This window comes from Streptomyces sp. NPDC088766, from assembly GCF_044750845.1.
GTDB lineage: Bacteria > Actinomycetota > Actinomycetes > Streptomycetales > Streptomycetaceae > Streptomyces.
This window is the reverse complement of sequence record NZ_JBIVKQ010000040.1, coordinates 36,737-54,930: the sequence shown is the minus strand read 5'-3', so window position 1 is coordinate 54,930 and position 18,194 is coordinate 36,737. Positions and strand designations below refer to the sequence as shown.

The 18,194-nt window shown below is 70.6% G+C and carries 14 protein-coding genes; 4 read left to right on the top strand and 10 right to left on the bottom strand.

Features of this window, described 5'->3' with window-relative positions; genetic code table 11:
- Positions 1–302: 302 nt before the first annotated feature.
- From ACIP5W_RS34360 to thyX, 3 genes are all read right to left on the bottom strand, one after another.
- Positions 303–1,988: a ribonuclease J gene (locus tag ACIP5W_RS34360; RefSeq protein WP_401481765.1), complete on the bottom strand. Its 1,686-nt coding sequence runs from the start codon at positions 1,986–1,988 to the stop codon at positions 303–305.
- 127 nt (positions 1,989–2,115) lie between these two features.
- Positions 2,116–3,015 carry a 4-hydroxy-tetrahydrodipicolinate synthase gene (gene dapA, locus ACIP5W_RS34355; RefSeq protein ID WP_401481763.1) on the bottom strand — a complete coding sequence of 300 codons (900 nt, stop codon included), beginning with the start codon at positions 3,013–3,015 and terminating at the stop codon, positions 2,116–2,118.
- A 204-nt stretch (positions 3,016–3,219) separates the two neighbouring features.
- Positions 3,220–4,719 carry an FAD-dependent thymidylate synthase gene (gene thyX, locus ACIP5W_RS34350; protein ID WP_401481761.1) on the bottom strand — a complete coding sequence of 500 codons (1,500 nt, stop codon included), beginning with the start codon at positions 4,717–4,719 and terminating at the stop codon, positions 3,220–3,222.
- Positions 4,720–4,906: 187 nt separating this feature from the next.
- Here thyX and ACIP5W_RS34345 point away from each other — a divergent pair, with 187 nt between their 5' ends.
- Both ACIP5W_RS34345 and ACIP5W_RS34340 read left to right on the top strand, forming a co-directional pair.
- Entirely contained in the window at positions 4,907–5,143 is a 237-nt protein-coding gene (locus tag ACIP5W_RS34345; RefSeq protein ID WP_401481767.1) for a hypothetical protein, read from the top strand.
- Between the two features lie 89 nt (positions 5,144–5,232).
- Complete coding sequence (locus tag ACIP5W_RS34340; RefSeq protein WP_401481759.1) at positions 5,233–5,787, top strand: hypothetical protein; 555 nt, start codon at positions 5,233–5,235, stop codon at positions 5,785–5,787.
- Positions 5,788–5,847: 60 nt separating this feature from the next.
- On the opposite strand, the gene ACIP5W_RS34335 is transcribed toward ACIP5W_RS34340, so the two are convergent.
- The 5 genes from ACIP5W_RS34335 to rpsO form a co-directional block, all read right to left on the bottom strand.
- On the bottom strand, positions 5,848–6,306 hold the full coding sequence (locus ACIP5W_RS34335; RefSeq protein WP_401481757.1) for a hypothetical protein: 459 nt from the start codon (positions 6,304–6,306) through the stop codon (positions 5,848–5,850).
- Positions 6,307–6,319: 13 nt separating this feature from the next.
- Complete coding sequence (dapB, locus tag ACIP5W_RS34330) at positions 6,320–7,072, bottom strand: 4-hydroxy-tetrahydrodipicolinate reductase (RefSeq protein WP_401481755.1); 753 nt, start codon at positions 7,070–7,072, stop codon at positions 6,320–6,322.
- A gap of 86 nt (positions 7,073–7,158) precedes the next feature.
- Positions 7,159–8,538 carry a M16 family metallopeptidase gene (locus ACIP5W_RS34325; protein ID WP_401481753.1) on the bottom strand — a complete coding sequence of 460 codons (1,380 nt, stop codon included), beginning with the start codon at positions 8,536–8,538 and terminating at the stop codon, positions 7,159–7,161.
- Positions 8,535–10,754, bottom strand: a complete 2,220-nt coding sequence (locus ACIP5W_RS34320) for a polyribonucleotide nucleotidyltransferase (RefSeq protein WP_401481751.1) — start codon at positions 10,752–10,754, stop codon at positions 8,535–8,537. The genes ACIP5W_RS34325 and ACIP5W_RS34320 overlap by 4 nt, the downstream gene beginning before the upstream one ends.
- 296 nt (positions 10,755–11,050) lie before the next feature.
- A complete protein-coding gene (gene rpsO, locus ACIP5W_RS34315; RefSeq protein ID WP_055632174.1) occupies positions 11,051–11,338 on the bottom strand; it encodes a 30S ribosomal protein S15 in 288 nt (95 codons plus the stop codon).
- A 321-nt stretch (positions 11,339–11,659) separates the two neighbouring features.
- Between rpsO and ACIP5W_RS34310 the strand changes: the two genes are divergently transcribed.
- Entirely contained in the window at positions 11,660–11,953 is a 294-nt protein-coding gene (locus tag ACIP5W_RS34310) for a DUF397 domain-containing protein (RefSeq protein ID WP_401481749.1), read from the top strand.
- A 19-nt stretch (positions 11,954–11,972) separates the two neighbouring features.
- On the opposite strand, the gene ACIP5W_RS34305 is transcribed toward ACIP5W_RS34310, so the two are convergent.
- A complete protein-coding gene (locus ACIP5W_RS34305; protein ID WP_401481747.1) occupies positions 11,973–12,245 on the bottom strand; it encodes a hypothetical protein in 273 nt (90 codons plus the stop codon).
- A gap of 111 nt (positions 12,246–12,356) precedes the next feature.
- Complete coding sequence (gene eccD / locus ACIP5W_RS34300) at positions 12,357–13,859, bottom strand: type VII secretion integral membrane protein EccD (RefSeq protein WP_401481745.1); 1,503 nt, start codon at positions 13,857–13,859, stop codon at positions 12,357–12,359.
- Positions 13,860–14,176: 317 nt separating this feature from the next.
- Here eccD and eccCa point away from each other — a divergent pair, with 317 nt between their 5' ends.
- A complete protein-coding gene (gene eccCa, locus ACIP5W_RS34295; protein WP_401481743.1) occupies positions 14,177–18,148 on the top strand; it encodes a type VII secretion protein EccCa in 3,972 nt (1,323 codons plus the stop codon).
- Positions 18,149–18,194 lie beyond the last annotated feature (46 nt).

The window sequence follows — 18,194 nt, the reverse complement described above, 5'->3', positions numbered from 1 at the left end:
GGCTTTCCTCCGGGCGCTTCCCTTCGGTCTTGCGTTTCCGACTCTATCAGACCGTTTCCCGGTCCGATTTCCTCGGTGCTTTCCAGGCTCCCGCTTTTGTTTCGCGGTTTCCTTTCCGGCGGTTCCGACTTTATCAGAAGTTCTGAGTCGGTTTTTCCGGCCCCTCCCGGTGACCAGTCCGACGCACGAGGCGTCGGGGGCTTCCCGTTCAGGCGGAGCCGTAAACGTACTGGAGCGGGGCGCCCCGATGCAAATCGAGGTGCCCCGCCCCAGGTTGACGCCTGTGAGGAGTCGTCAGTCCGTCAGACCTCCACGACGACCGGGAGGATCATCGGCCTGCGCCGGTAGGTGTCGGAGACCCACTTGCCCAGGGTGCGGCGGATGAGTTGCTGCAACTGGTGGGGCTCGACGACCCCGTCCTGGGCCGAACGTTCCAGGACCTCGTTGATCTTCGGTACGACGGCTCCGAAGGCGGAATCGTCGATACCGGACCCGCGGGCCTGGATGTGCGGACCCGCGGTGATCTTGCCCGTCGAGGAGTCCACGACCAGGAAGACCGAGATGATGCCCTCGTCTCCCAGGATCTTCCGGTCCTTCAGCGCCGGCTCGCCCACATCGCCGACCGAGAGGCCGTCGACGTACACGTAACCCGCCTGGACCTTGCCGGAGATCCTGGCCTTGCCCTGGACGAGGTCGACGGCGATGCCGTCCTCGGCGATGACGATGCGGTCGTGCGGGACGCCGGTGAGGGCGCCCAGCTCGGCGTTGGCGCGCAGGTGACGCCATTCGCCGTGGACCGGCATCAGGTTCTTCGGCCGGCAGATGTTGTAGAAGTACAACAGCTCGCCCGCGGACGCGTGACCCGAGACGTGCACCTTGGCGTTGCCCTTGTGGACGACGTTGGCACCCCAGCGGGTCAGGCCGTTGATCACGCGGTAGACCGCGTTCTCGTTGCCGGGGATGAGCGACGACGCCAGGATCACGGTGTCGCCGTCGACGATGCGGATCTGGTGGTCGCGGTTGGCCATGCGGGACAGGGCGGCCATCGGTTCGCCCTGCGAGCCCGTGCAGACCAGGACCACCTCGTGATCCGGAAGGTCGTCCAGGGTACGGACGTCCACCACCAGGCCCGGCGGGACCTTCAGGTAGCCCAGATCGCGGGCGATGCCCATGTTGCGGACCATCGATCGGCCGACGAAGGCGACCCTGCGGCCGTATTCGTGGGCCGCGTCCAGGATCTGCTGGATGCGGTGGACGTGGCTGGCGAAGCTCGCCACGATGATCCGCTTGCCGGCGTTCGCGAAGACCGTGCGCAGGACGTTGGAGATGTCGCGCTCGGGCGGGACGAATCCCGGGACCTCCGCGTTCGTCGAGTCGGAGAGGAGGAGGTCGATGCCTTCCTCGCTGAGCCGGGCGAACGCGTGGAGGTCCGTGAGGCGGTTGTCCAGCGGGAGCTGGTCCATCTTGAAGTCGCCCGTGTGGACCGCCATGCCGGCCGGGGTACGGATGGCGACCGCGAGAGCGTCCGGGATGGAGTGGTTGACCGCGACGAACTCGCAGTCGAACGGACCGATGCGTTCGCGGTTCCCCTCCGCCACCTCAAGGGTGTACGGGCGGATGCGGTGCTCCTGGAGCTTGGCCTCGATCAGGGCGAGGGTCAGCTTGGAGCCGATCAGCGGGATGTCCGGCTTCTCCCGGAGGAGGTAGGGGACGCCGCCGATGTGGTCCTCGTGGCCATGGGTGAGGACGATGCCCTCGATGTCGTCGAGGCGGTCCCGGATGGACGTGAAGTCCGGCAGGATCAGGTCGATTCCCGGCTGCTCCTCCTCGGGGAAGAGCACTCCGCAGTCGACGATCAGCAGGCGACCGCCGTACTCGAAGACCGTCATGTTGCGGCCGATCTCGCCGAGGCCGCCGAGCGGGGTGACCCGCAGGCCTCCCTCGGGGAGCGGCGGGGGCGGGCCCAGTTCGGGGTGCGGATGACTCAAAAGACTCTCCTCAAACACACGCGCCACGTACCGGTCGGGCACGTGGCGCGCGTGACGTTCGTGCAGAAGCAGCTGTCGATGTGCGCAGGCACCGGTGGCCTGCCGTATTCAGTTGTGAAGTCTGGTGTCAGAGCTGTACCCCGCCGGCGGCAAGATCGATCTTGAGCTGGGCGGTCTCTTCCGCGGTGAGTTCCACCATGGGCGGCCGCAGCGGGCCGGCGGGCAGTCCCTGGAGGGTGAGTGCGGCCTTCGTGGTCATGACGCCCTGGGTGCGGAACATGCCCGTGTAGACCGGGAGCAGCTTCTGGTGGATCTCCGTGGCCTTCTGGACGTCACCCGAGGTGAACGCGTCCACGAGGGCGCGCAGGTCCGGGGTGACGACGTGACCGACGACGGAGACGAAGCCCACCGCGCCCACGGAGAGCAGCGGCAGGTTCAGCATGTCGTCGCCGGAGTACCAGGCCAGGCGCGAGCGGGCGATGGCCCAGCTCGCGCGGCCGAGGTCGCCCTTGGCGTCCTTGTTGGCGACGATCCGGGGGTGCTCGGCCAGGCGGACCAGCGTCTCGGTGCTGATCGGAACTCCGCTGCGGCCGGGAATGTCGTAGAGCATGACCGGCAGCTCGGTGGCGTCGGCGACGGCCGTGAAGTGCCGGTGGAGGCCCTCCTGCGGGGGCTTGTTGTAGTAGGGCGTCACGACGAGCAGGCCGTGTGCGCCGGTCCGCTGCGCCGCGCGCGCCAGCTCGATGCTGTGGTGGGTGTCGTTGGTGCCGACTCCGGCCACGACGTGGGCACGGTCTCCGACGGCCTCCAGGACGGCTCGTACCAGGTCCGATTTCTCCGCGTCACTGGTGGTGGGCGACTCACCGGTGGTGCCGTTGACGATCAGGCCGTCGTTGCCTGCGTCCACCAGGTGGGTGGCGAGCCGCTGTGCGCCGTCGAGGTCGAGTGCGCCGTCCGCCGTGAAGGGCGTGACCATGGCGGTGAGGACCCGCCCGAAGGGGGTCTGCGGAGTGGAGGTCGGAGCCATGGGGAACACGCTACTCGTTGCTCGGGGCGGGGTCTGCCCTCGGGGCGGACGACAAGTGGTGACAAATGCGGAGCCCGGCACTGCCTGCTCGGGGGTTCAAGCAGTGCCGGGTCCGTTTGATCAGGCTAGATGAACTTCTCCAAATGCCGCAATACGGACACTTCGCACGGATGATCCGTACATACGTCTCCGTTGCGGGGCGACTTACGGGGCGACCCTGCCGTTGGCGTTGAAGGCCGCGTAGGTGAGGGGCATGAGCTTCGCCCACTCGGACTCCATCTTCTCGCCGACCATCTCGATCTCCCGCTGCGGGAAGGACGGGACCTTGGCCAGTTCGTGCTGGGTGCGCAGGCCGAGGAAGTGCATCAGGGAGCGGGCGTTGCAGGTGGCGTACATCGAGGAGAACAGGCCGACCGGAAGGGTGGCGCGGGCGACCTCGCGGGCAACGCCGGCCGCCAGCATCTCCTGGTACGCCGCGTACGACTGCCGGTAGGACTCCTCCATGGCATCGGTGACGGCTTTGTACTGTTCAGGGCTGCCGTGGACGAACTCGTACTTGCCGGGGCGGCCCTGCTGGACGAGCTTGCGGTCCTCGCCGGGTACGTAGAAGACCGGCTGGAGCTCGCGGTAGCGTCCAGACTCCTCATTGTACGAATTGTGTACGACAAAACCGTCCGCAATGAAGTTGTGGTGCGGTGGCGGCATGGAGATGTCGTAGGTCATCTCCTCTCCGTCGGGGACGACGGAGAGGACACCCTCCCAACGCACACCGTTCTGGAGGGCGCGGCGGCGCACCCCGATCGGCACTCCTTCGCCGTTGGTCTTCCGCTGGTGACAGGACTTGCAGGCCGGTCGCAGGTTGGAGACGTCGAGTGCCTTGGCCAGGTCGGCGTCCACCGGGATGACGTGATCCAGTTCCAGGTCCCCGGCCTCGAACTTCTCGTCGCAGATGTAGCAGAGGTCCACGGGCGCGACGAGGACGGCTCGCTGCTCCGTGGTCCAGATCTGGATCCCCTCACGCAGGCGCTTCGGGATGCCCACCCGCTCGCCGACCCCCACGCGGCCCAGCCGCCCGACCCGGTCGCCGACACGCAGGTCGCCGGCGCGGACCCAGCCGTCAGGTGTCCACACCCGGTGGTCAGCGGTGCACCGCAGAGCCTTGCCGTTCGTGGTCGACACCTTGAGGATCGGCTTCACGCCGGACTCGAAGACGTCGACCATGCGCGCCTTCTCCGCCAGCCCCGTCTCCAGGTCGATGGTGTCGGCCAGGAGGTTCTGGCAGGACTTCAGCCTGCGCGTACGCCCCATGGAATCGGGCACACCGATCTTCCAGTCCCGATAGATGTCGGCGATGCGTTTGGCCTTGCCGTTCTTGCTGGTGCCGACACGGATCATGGCATCACCCGGCAGGCACCATCCGACTCGGTGCCGCATGAACTCACGAAAGACGAAGATCGGCGCGCTGACGAAGAAGGTCATCGAGTTGTGCTCGAAGGGGCTGCCGTGGCGGTCCCGCATCAGGTAGTTGATCAGGCCCTTGGAGCGCTCGGGGTCTTTGCCCAGCTCGCCCAGGGACTGCTCTCCGACGGTCGAGACGCGGGCGGCGAACAGGACGTCGGCGTCGGACGCGGTGTGCTTGACCAGTTCGACGGTGACGTCGCTGCGGAGGTTGATGCCGGACTCGTCGTCGGGGGTGGTGGTCACGGTTCGGGGGTCCTTCCCATCGCGTCTTTAGCGGCGCCAACTTTACGGGGCCCGCCGCGCCCGACGGTCACGGGCGTGCCACGGGCTTCCTGAGTGACGTCTGCCGATATGGGGCACGTTTTCGGGCACTCGCTCGTCTGTACCGGTGACGACGTCACGTGATGTCCAGCAGGAGGAAGTAACCGCCATGTTCCGCCGGCGCGAGCCCGTACCCTTCGCCTTCCTCGCCGAGGCCGACAGGTTCCGTAGCAATGTCACTCCCCCGCCCCCGGAGCGGTCCTCCTTCGGGCAGCTGGCCGGGCGCTGGCTGCTGGGGCTCACCATCGTGGCCGCCCTGGTGGGCTCGCTGGTCATCGGGATGCCGGCGCTGTCCGCGGATCATTCCGTCACCGACCAGCAGCCACAGGCCTCCCGGGACCGCTGACCCCATCCGGACCCCCGAAGGTGGTGAGCGGGGACACAGCCGGATAGCCTCACCGGCACAGCCCACGTATGGACGAGTGAGGACCAGCCGTGCCCCTGCCCTTCCTGACGGCCGACCGCGCATTCGAGGCAGCGGACGAGGTTGCGCTGCCCTTCGACGACCGTGAGCACTGGCGGCGCCCCTACCGGCCCGGCCCGTGGCGGGTCGCGGCGGCCGCGCTGTGCCTGCTGCTCGCCTCGTACGTGCTGTTCGCGGCGGTGATCATCGCGTTGACCGGCTCGGTGTCCGAGGCCGGGGTCGTCTTCGGTGTGTCACTGCTGGTGATCGGCGGCGCGCTGCGGCTGCTGCGGATGGGGGTGTGGGTGAGTGCGCGCGGGGTGCGCCAGGTGAACTTCCTCGCCACGCGGACGGTGACGTGGAACCGCGTCGTGGCCGTGCGGACCGTGCAGCAGCCCGTGCGCTGGATGGGTCTGCCCCGCACCGTGCAGGGCCAGGCGCTGACCCTCGTACGGCGGGACCGGGCCGCGGAGGGCGCCGTACCGCTGCTCACCTCGCACGGGGCCGACTTCATGGCGCGGCCGGAGGCGTTCGACCGGGCCGCGGACTCCGTCGAGGCGTGGGCGGACGAGTACCGCCGGCCTTGAGGGCACGCGTGAGGAGGCCCGGTCCGGGTGTGTGCGGACCGGGCCTCCTCATGCGTGGCCTCAGGACGAGGCCGGGTGCCGTGTGGTGCTGTGCAGGCTGATGGCGTGCTGCATGGCCTTGCGGGCGCGCGGGGTGTCCCGGGCGTCGTGGTAGGCGACGGCGAGGCGGAACCAGGTGCGCCAGTCGTCGGGAGCCGCTTCCGTCTCGGCCTTGCGCCGGGCGAACACCGCGTCGGCCGAGTCGCGGTCGACGCGGCCGCTGGGGGTGCGCTTCAGCTCGTCGACGGGCAGGCCGCCCTCGGCGTCGAGTTCGGCGGCGAGCTGGTTGGCCCGGCGGACGAACTGGGTGTTCTTCCACAGGAACCAGACGCCGATGACCGGCAGGATCAGTACCGCCACGCCGAAGGTGACGGTGAGGAGCGTGCCGGACCGGATGAGCATGACGCCGCGGCTGCCGGCCAGGACGAAGTAGAAGACCAGGACGGCGGCCGTGAGGGCGTAGGAGAGCTTCGCGCGCATGGCAGTCAGGGGCTCAGTTCAGGTCCAGGAAGTGTTCCAGGCCGAAGGTCAGACCCGGAGTCGTCACCACGCGGCGGGCGCCCAGCAGGATGCCCGGCATGAAGCTGCTGTGGTGCAGGGAGTCGTGGCGGATGGTGAGGGTCTCGCCCTCGCCGCCCAGCAGGACCTCCTGGTGGGCCAGCAGGCCGCGCAGGCGGACGGCGTGGACGGGGACGCCGTCGACGTCCGCGCCGCGGGCCCCCTCCAGGGCCGTCGCCGTGGCGTCCGGCGCGGGGGCGCAGCCGGCGGCGCGGCGGGCCTCGGCGATGAGCTGGGCGGTGCGCGTTGCGGTGCCGGAGGGGGCGTCCACCTTGTTCGGGTGGTGCAGCTCGACGACCTCGACCGACTCGAAGTACGGCGCCGCGATCTGCGCGAACTTCATGGTCAGCACGGCCCCGATGGAGAAGTTCGGCGCGATGAGCACGCCCGTCCCCGGGGACCGCTCCAGCCAGCCGGTCAGCTGCGCGAGGCGTTCCCCGGTCCAGCCGGTGGTGCCGACGACGGCGTGGATGCCGTGCCGTACGCAGTAGTCGAGGTTGTCCATGACCGAGGCCGGGGTGGTCAGTTCCACCGCGACCTGGACGCCGGTCCCGGCCAGCGTCTCCAGCTCGTCGCCCCGGCCGAGGGCGGCCACCAGCTCCATGTCCTCGGCAGCCTCGACCGCCCGGACCGCTTCGGCGCCGATGCGGCCCTTGGCGCCGAGGACCGCCACGCGCAGCTTGCTCATCTGTTGCTTCCTTACGGGAGGGGTTGGGGCCTGTCCGGCGGATCACGCCGGAGACGCGGGGTCCGGCATGATCCGTGGGACAGACCCTAGGCGACGGCCTCGTGCAGTCGGGACGCCTGCTTGTCCTTGAGGGGGCCGATGACCGACAGCGACGGGCGCTGTCCCAGGATGTCGCGGGCCACCTCGCGGACCTCGTCCGGGGTCACGGCCTCGATCCGGGTCAGCATGTCGTCGACGGACATCTGCTCGCCCCAGCACAGCTCGCTCTTGCCGATGCGGTTCATGAGCGCGCCGGTGTCCTCCAGGCCGAGGACCGTGGAGCCGCGCAGCTGGCCGATGGCGCGGCCGATCTCCTCGTCGGAGAGGCCGTGCTCGGCGACGGTGTCGAGTTCGTCGCGGCAGATCTTCAGCACGTCGTGCACCTGGCTGGGCCGGCAGCCGGCGTACACGCCGAACAGTCCGCAGTCGGCGAAGCCGGAGGTGTAGGAGTAGACGCTGTAGGCCAGGCCGCGCTTCTCGCGGACCTCCTGGAACAGGCGTGAGGACATGCCGCCGCCGAGAGCGGTGTTCAGCACGCCGAGGGCCCAGCGGCGCTCGTCGGTGCGGGGCAGGCCGGGCATGCCGAGGACGACGTGCGCCTGTTCGGTCTTGCGGCCGAGGAGTTCGACGCGGCCCGCGGTGCGGATGGTGCGCCGGCCGTCGCGCGGGGCGATGGGGGTGGCGTCGCTCTCCTTGAGCGCGCCGGCCTTCTCGAAGGCGGCGCGGACCTGCCGTACGACCTTGTTGTGGTCGATGTTGCCCGCGGCGGCGACCACCAGGTGGGTGGGGTCGTAGTGCTTCTTGTAGAAGCGGCGGATGCGGTCCGCGGTGAGGGCGTTGACGGTGTCGACCGTGCCGAGGACGGGGCGGCCGAGGGCGTTGTCGCCGAACATCGTGTGCGCGAACAGGTCGTGCACGCAGTCGCCCGGGTCGTCCTCCGTCATCGCGATCTCCTCGAGGATCGCGCCGCGCTCGACATTGACGTCCTCCTCCCGGATCAGGGAGCCGGTCAGCATGTCGCTGACGACGTCGATGGCGAGCGGCAGGTCGGTGTCGAGCACGCGCGCGTAGTAGCACGTGTACTCCTTCGCCGTGAAGGCGTTCATCTCGCCGCCGACCGCGTCGAGGGCGGAGGAGATGTCCAGCGCGGACCTGCGCCGGGTGCCCTTGAAGAGCAGGTGCTCGAGGTAGTGGGTGGCGCCGTTCAGCGCGGGGGTCTCGTCGCGGGAGCCGACGTGTGCCCAGATGCCGAAGGTCGCGGAGCGGACCGAGGGGAGGGTCTCGGTGACGATGCGCAGGCCGCCCGGGAGGGTGGTCTTGCGGACCGTGCCGATGCCGTTCTCGCCCTTGATGAGGGTTTGGGTACGGGCGACGGCCCGCGCCTCCGAAGAGGGGCGGGCCGTCACCTTGGGGCTACGGGACGTCACTGCTCGGCGTCGTCCTTCTTGTCGTCGTCGGACGCTTCGCCCTCGATCACGGGGATGAGGGAGAGCTTGCCGCGGGAGTCGATCTCGGCGATCTCGACCTGGACCTTGGAGCCCACGCCGAGGACGTCCTCGACGTTCTCCACGCGCTTGCCGCCGGCGAGCTTGCGGATCTGCGAGATGTGCAGCAGTCCGTCCTTGCCGGGCAGCAGCGACACGAACGCGCCGAAGGTGGTCGTCTTCACGACCGTGCCCAGGTAGCGCTCGCCGACCTCGGGCATCGTCGGGTTGGCGATGCCGTTGATCGTGGCACGGGCGGCCTCGGCGGACGGGCCGTCGACGGCGCCGATGTAGATGGTGCCGTCGTCCTCGATCGTGATGTCGGCGCCGGTGTCCTCCTGGATCTGGTTGATCATCTTGCCCTTGGGGCCGATGACCTCACCGATCTTGTCCACGGGGATCTTGACGGTGATGATCCGCGGGGCGTTGGGGGACATCTCGTCCGGCGTGTCGATCGCTTCCATCATCACGTCGAGGATGTGGAGGCGGGCGTCACGGGCCTGCTTGAGGGCGGCGGCCAGGACGGAGGCGGGGATGCCGTCCAGCTTGGTGTCGAGCTGGAGGGCGGTGACGAACTCCTTGGTGCCGGCGACCTTGAAGTCCATGTCGCCGAAGGCGTCCTCCGCACCGAGGATGTCGGTGAGGGCGACGTAGTGCGTCTCGCCGTTGATCTCCTGCGAGATCAGGCCCATGGCGATACCGGCGACGGGGGCCTTCAGGGGCACACCGGCGTTCAGCAGCGACATGGTGGAGGCGCAGACGGAGCCCATGGACGTCGAGCCGTTGGAGCCGAGGGCCTCGGACACCTGGCGGATCGCGTAGGGGAACTCCTCGCGCGTCGGCAGCACCGGCACGATGGCGCGCTCGGCGAGGGCGCCGTGGCCGATCTCGCGGCGCTTCGGGGAGCCGACGCGGCCGGTCTCGCCGACGGAGTACGGCGGGAAGTTGTAGTTGTGCATGTAGCGCTTGCGGGTCACCGGGGAGAGGGTGTCCAGCTGCTGCTCCATGCGGAGCATGTTGAGGGTGGTGACGCCCAGGATCTGGGTCTCGCCACGCTCGAACAGCGCGGAGCCGTGCACGCGCGGGATGGCCTCGACCTCGGCGGCGAGCGTACGGATGTCCGTGACGCCGCGGCCGTCGATGCGCTTCTTCTCCTTGATCACGCGCTCGCGGACCAGCTGCTTGGTGAGCGAGCGGTACGCGGCGGAGATCTCCTTCTCGCGCCCCTCGAACTCCGGCAGGAGCTTCTCGGCGGCGAGCGCCTTGACGCGGTCCAGCTCGGCCTCGCGCTCCTGCTTGCCCGCGATGGTCAGCGCGGCGGAGAGCTCCGGGCGGACGGCGGCGGACAGCGCCTCCAGGACGTCGTCCTGGTAGTCGAGGAAGATCGGGAACTCGCCGGTCGGCTTGGCGGCCTTGGCGGCGAGGTCGGCCTGGGCCCGGCAGAGCACCTTGATGAAGGGCTTCGCGGCGTCCAGACCGGCGGCGACGACCTCCTCGGTCGGCGCCTCGGCGCCGCCCTCGACGAGCTTGATGGTCTTCTCGGTGGCCTCGGCCTCGACCATCATGATCGCGACGTCGCCGTCCTCCAGGACACGGCCGGCGACGACCATGTCGAAGACGGCGTCCTCCAGCTCGGTGTGCGTCGGGAACGCGACCCACTGGCCGCGGATCAGCGCGACGCGGACGCCGCCGATCGGGCCGGAGAAGGGCAGGCCGGCCAGCTGCGTGGACGCGGACGCGGCGTTGATCGCCACGACGTCGTACAGGTGGTCGGGGTTGAGGGCCATGATCGTGGCGACGACCTGGATCTCGTTGCGCAGGCCCTTCTTGAAGGACGGGCGCAGCGGGCGGTCGATCAGGCGGCAGGTGAGGACGGCGTCCTCGGAGGGGCGGCCCTCACGGCGGAAGAAGCTGCCGGGGATCTTGCCGGCGGCGTACATCCGCTCCTCGACGTCCACCGTGAGGGGGAAGAAGTCGAGCTGGTCCTTGGGGTTCTTGGAGGCGGAGGTGGCCGACAGCACCATGGTGTCGTCGTCCAGGTAGGCCACGGCCGAGCCGGCGGCCTGGCGGGCCAGACGGCCCGTCTCGAAGCGGATGGTGCGGGTGCCGAAGGTGCCGTTGTCGATGACGGCTTCGGCGTAGTGGGTCTCGTTCTCCACTAGCGTTTTCTCCTCGTCTTCGTCCCCTGGGCTGCCCGTGTGGCAGGGGGACGGTGGCGGAGAGGCGCTCCGTACGGTGCGGGCCGGTCTTCGATCGAAGCACCCGGGGTTCGCTTCCCCCCGGGGGCCACTACCGAGGACCGGCGGCGGCTACGTGCGCCTCTCCTCGTCTGTCTCGTGCGTGTTGCGTTCTGCTACCACACTACAAAGCGTGGGTGACACTCCGCACGTTTGCTTACGTACGGCAAAGGGAGCGGTCCCCGCATGACGACGGGAACCGCTCCCTTCACGGCGTCTTACTTGGCGCCGGCCGCACCGCGGCGGATGCCGAGGCGGTCGACCAGGGCGCGGAAGCGCTGGATGTCCTTCTTGGCCAGGTACTGCAGCAGCCGGCGGCGCTGACCGACCAGGATGAGCAGACCACGGCGGGAGTGGTGGTCGTGCTTGTGGGTCTTGAGGTGCTCGGTCAGGTCGGAGATCCGACGGGAGAGCATGGCGACCTGGACCTCGGGGGAGCCGGTGTCGCCCTCCTTCTGGCCGAACTCGGCGATGATCTGCTTCTTCGTAGCGGCGTCGAGCGACACGCGTACTCCTCGTAGTCTGTGGTGGGCCACCGAGTGCCCCCGGTCTGTGTCTCGGGGGAGCTTCCGTTACTCGGGAGGCGGGGATCCGCTGGGCGCGGCCTCCAGGACCATCGGGGTCTGCCGGGGCAGGGTCTCCTGAGGGCGATCCGGGGGTGCGTACACAAACGGCCGTCCATCAGCGTACCAGGAGGTGGCGGGCGCCCCGGCCGCGGTCCGCGAACCCCTGAGGAGACGCCGGGGCGGCCACTAGGGTGGCGCTCGGATCGTTCTTTGACGGAAGCAACGTTGTTCGTCCGTACGTCGGGAAGGGGTCGCTGCGACATGACGGAGACGGCAGAGGAGACCAAGGCGCGCAAGGAGCGGGAGAGGGACGAGCTGTACGCCCTCGACATCTCCGGCGTCGAGTGGCACAGCGCGCCCGGCACGGAGGAGCACGAGGAGCGGGTGGAGATCGCCCACCTCCCCGCCGGTGCCGTGGCGATGCGGTCGTCGCTCGACCCCGGCACCGTGCTGCGCTACACGGAGGCGGAGTGGCGTGCCTTCGTGCTGGGTGCGCGGGACGGCGAGTTCGACCTGGAGCCGGCCCCGCACAACGGCGGACGGGCGGCGCAGTAGGCGGCTCGCGTCCGCGCCGTCACCTCCCCGCCGCCGCGCTCCGGCGGCCGAGGACCGGGCAGGTCCGCTTCGGCCGGCCGGCGGCGGGGCTCTCGGCCTTCTTGACGCCGGAGAAGGGGCGGCCGCTCCGGACGACGACGTGGTTGTGGTCGCTCGTCGGCGTCGGCGTCGGCGTGACCATCGTCGTCGGCTCGGCCTCGGCCGGCAGCCCGAAGGAGAAGTAGGGCGTCTCGCGGCCGGTCTCCGGGTCCGGCGCGACCGGCTCGCCGGGCGCGATGCGGTCGTCGCTCACGCGTACGGCGAGGGGCCGGCCGGCCTCGACGCTCCTAGCCTGCGCCGCCTTGTGACGCCCCACCGCCCTGCGGCGCCCCGGCGGGGCGGCGGCCGGCCGGCTGCCGGCCGGTCAGCTCGTCATCGCCCGGGCGGCGGCGTAGACGTCGAAGACGGCCAGCGCCAGGGGCACCAGGGTCAGCAGGACGAAGCCTTCGGCGATCTCCGTGAACCGTCCCCAGAACGGCGTGAGACCGCCGCGCGAGCCGATCAGGCCGATCGCGGTGACGAGCGCGGACGCCGCCGCGATCGCGGCGACCAGCCAGATCGTCCGCACGTCCAGGTCGGTGCGGTCGCCCGCCAGGGCGTCGCGGAACACCGACACGGGCGGGTTGAGCGCCAGCCCGAGGCCGAGCAGCACGAGGGAGGCGAGGCCGGCGGCGAGGACGGGGGCGACCTGCGCGGTGTAACGGAAGAGGTGGGCGCGCATCAGCAGGGCGATGCCCACGGCCAGGGCGAGCAGTTGGGCCCAGATGTCGTCGGAGAAGCCGAGGACCGAGCAGGCGCCGACCGCGATCAGGGCGCAGCCGCCGACCAGCCCGACGAGCAGTTCGTGGCCGCGGCGGGCCTGGGCGGTGATCCGCTCGACGTCGACCGGCTCCTGGGGAGCGGGATCGGCGCCGTACGCGCTGCGCCGGGTGTCGGGGGTGTCGAAGCCGATCGGCAGCCGGGCGAAGCGCATGGAGAGACCGGGCAGGAAGGCGAGGGCGCCCACGGCGACGGGCGCGCACAGGGCGGCGGTCTCGGACGGCGTCCAGTGCGCGAGGATCGCCGCGAACACCGCCGCGAGGCCGGCGCCGGACGCCACGACGAAGGCGACGAACGGGCCGTCCCCGCCCGGCGAGCACAGGGTGAGGAGCACCGCGGCCAGCAGCACCGCCGCGCAGGCCAGGAGGAACTGGAGTTTGCCGATGCCCTGGCCGTCGGCGAGCGGGAGGAGCCCCGAGCCGGCCACGCCGACGTTGGGCAGCGCGCCGAGCCCGAGGGCGACGGCCGAGGGCCGGTCGTCGTAGACGCGGGCGCGGACGCAGGCGAGGGCGACCAGCAGGACGCCGACGACCGCGGCGAGGATGCCGGGCAGGGAGTGCATGTCGTGGCGCGGGTCGCCCGTCCAGGCCACGAAGGCGAGCAGGACCGGCAGGACGCCTCCCCCGACCAGGCCCGCGGCCCGGGTCAGGTCGCCGCCCCACAGGGCGTGTTCGCGGGTCACGGCCGCGGCGACCGCCTCGGAGACGTCGTCGAAGACGGCGGGCGGCAGCGACTCCGAGAAGGGGCGCAGCGTGAGGAGTTCGCCGTCGAGGATGTGCTGCGCGGCGAACGAGCGGGAGCCGTCGAGGACGGTGCCGTCCCGGCGTACGAGGTGGTAGCCGACCGGGGCGCCCTCGGCGGGGCTCTGCCGGGAGAGCCGGAGGATCTCCGGGTAGAGGTCGACGACCGGGATGTCGTCGGGCAGCGCCACGTCGATCCGGCTGTCGGGCGCGACGATCGTGACCCGGCAGAAGCCGAGGCCCGTCCCGGAGGCGGCGCCCGACCCCTGCCCTCCTCCAGTGGCTGCCGCGGAGGCCGTGATGCTCACCTGCTGCTCCCCCTCAGTGATGGTTCCGCGTCGGCGGTGTGAAAATTTCTGGACCGTGCCGTGCCGCGTGGGACCGGTGGGTCCGACCGGGCGGCGAAACGGACGCCGTCGGGCGGCCGGAGAGCGTCGAACCGTTCCCGTTCTCACGGAATGTCCCGGCTCAACCGGACCGACTCGCATGTGCTCACGCGAACATCCGGCACCCTACCGCCCCCTCGTCGCACGGGAAGTCAGTAGGATCACGCGGCGGCCTGCGTCCGCCTGACACGGGGTGGCGGACGGTACTTACCCGGGGCCGGCAAGGGAATTGGTGAGCAGTGAGCCACATCGTCGTGAAGCGCCCTCCCCGGGCCCTGCCGTCCGAGGTGCCCACGGGCGAGATCGCCGTGCAGCCCCCGCCCGAGCTGCCGCGGGGGCATCAGGAGAGCGTGCTGATGCAACTGCTGCCCACCCTGGGCATGGGCGGTTCGGTCGTCTTCTTCTTCACGAGCGGCCAGCCGTTCATGCGCATCATGGGCATGGTCATGATCGCCTCGACGGTGGCGATGTCCATCGCGATGGTGGTCCGTTTCCGCCGTGGCACGCAGGGGCAGTTGGCGGACCTGCGTCGCGACTACCTGAGCTATCTGGCGCAGACCCGGCTGACGACGATCGCCACCGCGAAGGCGCAGCGGGACGCCCAGTACTACCTGCACCCCTCCCCCGAGCAGCTGTGGGCCCTGGTCGCCGAGGGCAGCCGGGTGTGGGAACGGCGTCCCGGCGACGAGGACTTCGCCCAGGTCCGCGTCGGTCTCGGCGCCCAGTCTCTGGCCACCCCGCTCGTCAGCCCCGAGACCGGCCCCGTGGAGCAGTTGGAGCCGCTGACCGCGGGCGCGTTCCAGCGCTTCCTCGCCGTCCACAGCACCCTGGACGCCCTGCCGATGGCGGTGTCGCTGCGCGCCTTCTACCACGTCACGGTCAGCGGCGATCCGCAGTCGGTACGGTCCTCCGCCCGCGCCATGGCCGGTTCGCTGGCCGCGCTGCACTCGCCCGAGGACCTCGTCCTGGTGGTCGCGGCGGGCCGGGACGAACTCGCGCACTGGGAGTGGGCCAAGTGGCTGCCGCACGTGCAGGCTCCGGGCACGGTGGACGGCGCGGGCAGCCGCAGGCTGATCGGCGGTGACACGCGCGAACTGGAGAACCTGATCGCCTCCCGGCTCAGCGGCCGGCCGCGGTTCCACCCGGACGCGGCCCCGCTGCCGGAGGAGCCGCACGTCGTCGTCGTCCTCGACGGCGTCTCGCTGCCGCCCGACTCGTTCCTGGCCAACCCCGAGGGGCTCCAGGGCGTCACGGTCCTCGAGGTCGTCCCCGGCGAACTGACCGGCCCCGGAGGCGAGTTGTCCATCGTCGTGGAACCCGGGGTGCTGCACCTGGAGTCGGCGGACGGGGCGGTCTACGAGGGCACGCCCGACGCGCTGTCGTACGAGTCCGCCGAGGTGCTCGCCCGGCAGTTGGCTCCGCTGCGGATGGCCTCCGGCGGTGACGACGACGAACCGCTGCTGGCCAACCTGGAGTTCACCGATCTGCTGAACCTCGGTGACGCGGCGTCCGTCGACCCGAAGCGCACCTGGCGGCCGCGTTCGCTGGCCGAGCGGCTGCGGGTGCCGATCGGCGTCGGCGAGGACGGCCGTCCGGTGATGCTGGACCTCAAGGAGGCGGCGCAGGAGGGCATGGGCCCGCACGGTCTGTGCGTCGGCGCCACCGGCTCCGGCAAGTCCGAACTGCTGCGCACCCTGGTGCTGGGCCTCGCCGTCACCCACTCCTCGGAGACCCTGAACTTCGTCCTCGCCGACTTCAAGGGCGGCGCGACCTTCGCGGGCATGGCGCAGATGCCGCACGTCGCGGCCGTGATCACCAACCTGGCGGACGACCTGACGCTGGTCGACCGCATGGGCGACTCCATCCGCGGCGAGCTGAACCGCCGCCAGGAGATGCTGCGCGACGCGGGCAACTACGCCAACATCCACGACTACGAGAAGGCGCGCGCGGCCGGCGCCCCGCTCCAGCCGATCCCCTCCCTCGTCCTGGTGATCGACGAGTTCAGCGAACTGCTCACCGCCAAGCCGGACTTCATCGAAATGTTCGTGCAGATCGGCCGCATCGGCCGTTCGCTCGGCGTGCACCTGCTGCTGGCCTCGCAGCGCCTGGAGGAGGGCCGGCTGCGCGGCCTGGAGACATATCTGTCGTACCGCATCGGTCTGCGCACCTTCTCGGCGGCCGAGTCGAGGGCGGCGCTGGGCGTGCCCGACGCGTACTCGCTGCCCAACGTGCCGGGTTCCGGCTTCCTGAAGTTCGGCACGGACGAGATGCTGCGGTTCAAGGCGGCGTACGTCTCCGGCGTCTACCGCTCCGGCCCGCAGCGGGCGGCGCTGGGCGGAGGTCAGCTGCCGGTGGACCGGCAGCCGGTGCTGTTCACCGCGGCCGAGGTGCCGGTGCGGTACGCGCCCGTGCCCCAGCAGCGCCCCTCCGGGGACGGTCCCGAGGTCGACGAGGCCCTCGCCGACACCGTCCTCGACGTCATCGTGCGCCGCCTGGAGGCACAGGGCCCGGCAGCGCACCAGGTGTGGCTGCCGCCGCTGGACAGCCCGCCCTCGCTCGACGCGCTGCTGCCGGGCCTCACCGCCGTACCGGACCGCGGGCTCACCCAGCCCGGCTACGAGGGTGCGGGCCGCCTCGTCGTCCCGGTCGGTCTGGTGGACAAGCCGTTCGAGCAGCGCCGTGACGCCCTCTGGGTGGACTTCTCCGGCGCCGCGGGCCACATGCAGATCCTCGGCGGCCCGCAGTCCGGCAAGTCGACGCTGCTGCGCTCGCTGATCTGTTCCTTCGCCCTCACCCACACACCGCACGAGGTCCAGTTCTACGGCCTCGACTTCGGCGGCGGCGGCATGGCCTCGCTGGCCGGGCTGCCGCACGTGGGCGGGGTGGCCTCGCGGCTGGACCCGGAGCGGGTGCGGCGCACGGTGGCCGAGGTGTACGGCGTGCTGATCCGCCGCGAGGAGTACTTCCGCTCCGCGGGCATCCCCTCGATCGCCGACTTCCGCAACCGGCGGGCCAGGGGCGAGATCTCGGTCACCGACCAGCCGTGGGGCGACGTCTTCCTCGTCATCGACGGCTGGGGCAACTTCCGCTCCGACTACGAGGCGCTCGACCAGGTGATCCACGAGATCGCCGCGCGCGGTCTCGGCTACGGCATCCACCTGGTCCTGACCGCCTCCCGCTCGATGGAGGTCAGGGCCGCCCTCAAGGACCACCTGATGAACCGCCTGGAGCTGCGGCTCGGCGACACGATGGACTCCGAACTGGACCGCAAGGCCGCCGCGAACGTCCCGACGGGCGTTCCCGGCCGGGGTCTGTCCCCGCAGAAACTGCACTTCATGGCGGCGGTGCCGCGCATCGACGGCCTCGCCTCCGACACCGACCTCGCCGACGCGACCCAGGCGCTGTCCGCCGAGGTGTCCCGCCACTGGGAGGCGCCCGGCGCTCCGGACGTACGGCTGCTGCCGCGCGAGTTCCCGGCCGGGCAGCTGCCCGCCGGCGACCGGTTCCCGCGGCGCGGGGTCGCCTTCGCCCTCGACGAGGACAACCTCGAACCGGTGTACCTCGACTTCGAGCAGGACCCCTTCTTCCTCGTCTTCGGCGAGAGCGAGTCGGGCAAGTCGAACCTGCTGCGCCTGCTGATCAAACAGCTCTCGCAGCGGTACGCGGGCGACGAGTGCAAGTTCTTCGTGGTCGACAACCGGCGCTCCCTGCTGGACGCGACGCCGTCCTCGCACCTGGCCGAGTACATCCCCATGTCCAACGCCATGGACCACCACATGTCCGCGCTGGCCGACCTGATGAAGCGCCGCTCCCCGACGGCCGACGTGACGGCACAGCAGCTCCGGGACCGCAGCTGGTGGCGCGGACCGACCGTGTTCGTCGTCATCGACGACTACGACCTCGTCGCCACGTCCAGCGGCAACCCGCTGGCGGGGCTGACGGAGCTGCTCCCCTTCGCCCGGGACGTCGGCGTCCGCTTCATCGTCGCCCGCTCGACGGCCGGCGCCGGCCGTGCCTCGTACGAGGCGTTCATGCAGCGCATCAAGGAACTCGGCGCCCAGGGCGTGGTGCTGGCCGGCGACCCCGGAGAGGGCGACCTCCTCGGCGGGGTGCGGCCGCGTCCGATGCCCGCGGGCCGGGGGATCTTCGTGTCCCGGCGGCGGGGGAAGCCGTTGGTTCAGGTGGGGCTGGTGCCGGACGAGACCGAATGAAGTGCCCTGACGGAGAGCCGGGTTGACGTACCGGACACGACCGGGG

Coding starts and splice junctions, on each gene's coding strand:
- dapA (WP_401481763.1), bottom strand. CDS start 3,015: ATGGCTCCGACCTCCACTCCGCAGACCCCCTTCGGGCGGGTCCTCACC.
- ACIP5W_RS34345 (WP_401481767.1), top strand. CDS start 4,907: ATGTTCCGCCGGCGCGAGCCCGTACCCTTCGCCTTCCTCGCCGAGGCC.
- ACIP5W_RS34335 (WP_401481757.1), bottom strand. CDS start 6,306: ATGCGCGCGAAGCTCTCCTACGCCCTCACGGCCGCCGTCCTGGTCTTC.
- dapB (WP_401481755.1), bottom strand. CDS start 7,072: ATGAGCAAGCTGCGCGTGGCGGTCCTCGGCGCCAAGGGCCGCATCGGC.
- ACIP5W_RS34310 (WP_401481749.1), top strand. CDS start 11,660: ATGACGGAGACGGCAGAGGAGACCAAGGCGCGCAAGGAGCGGGAGAGG.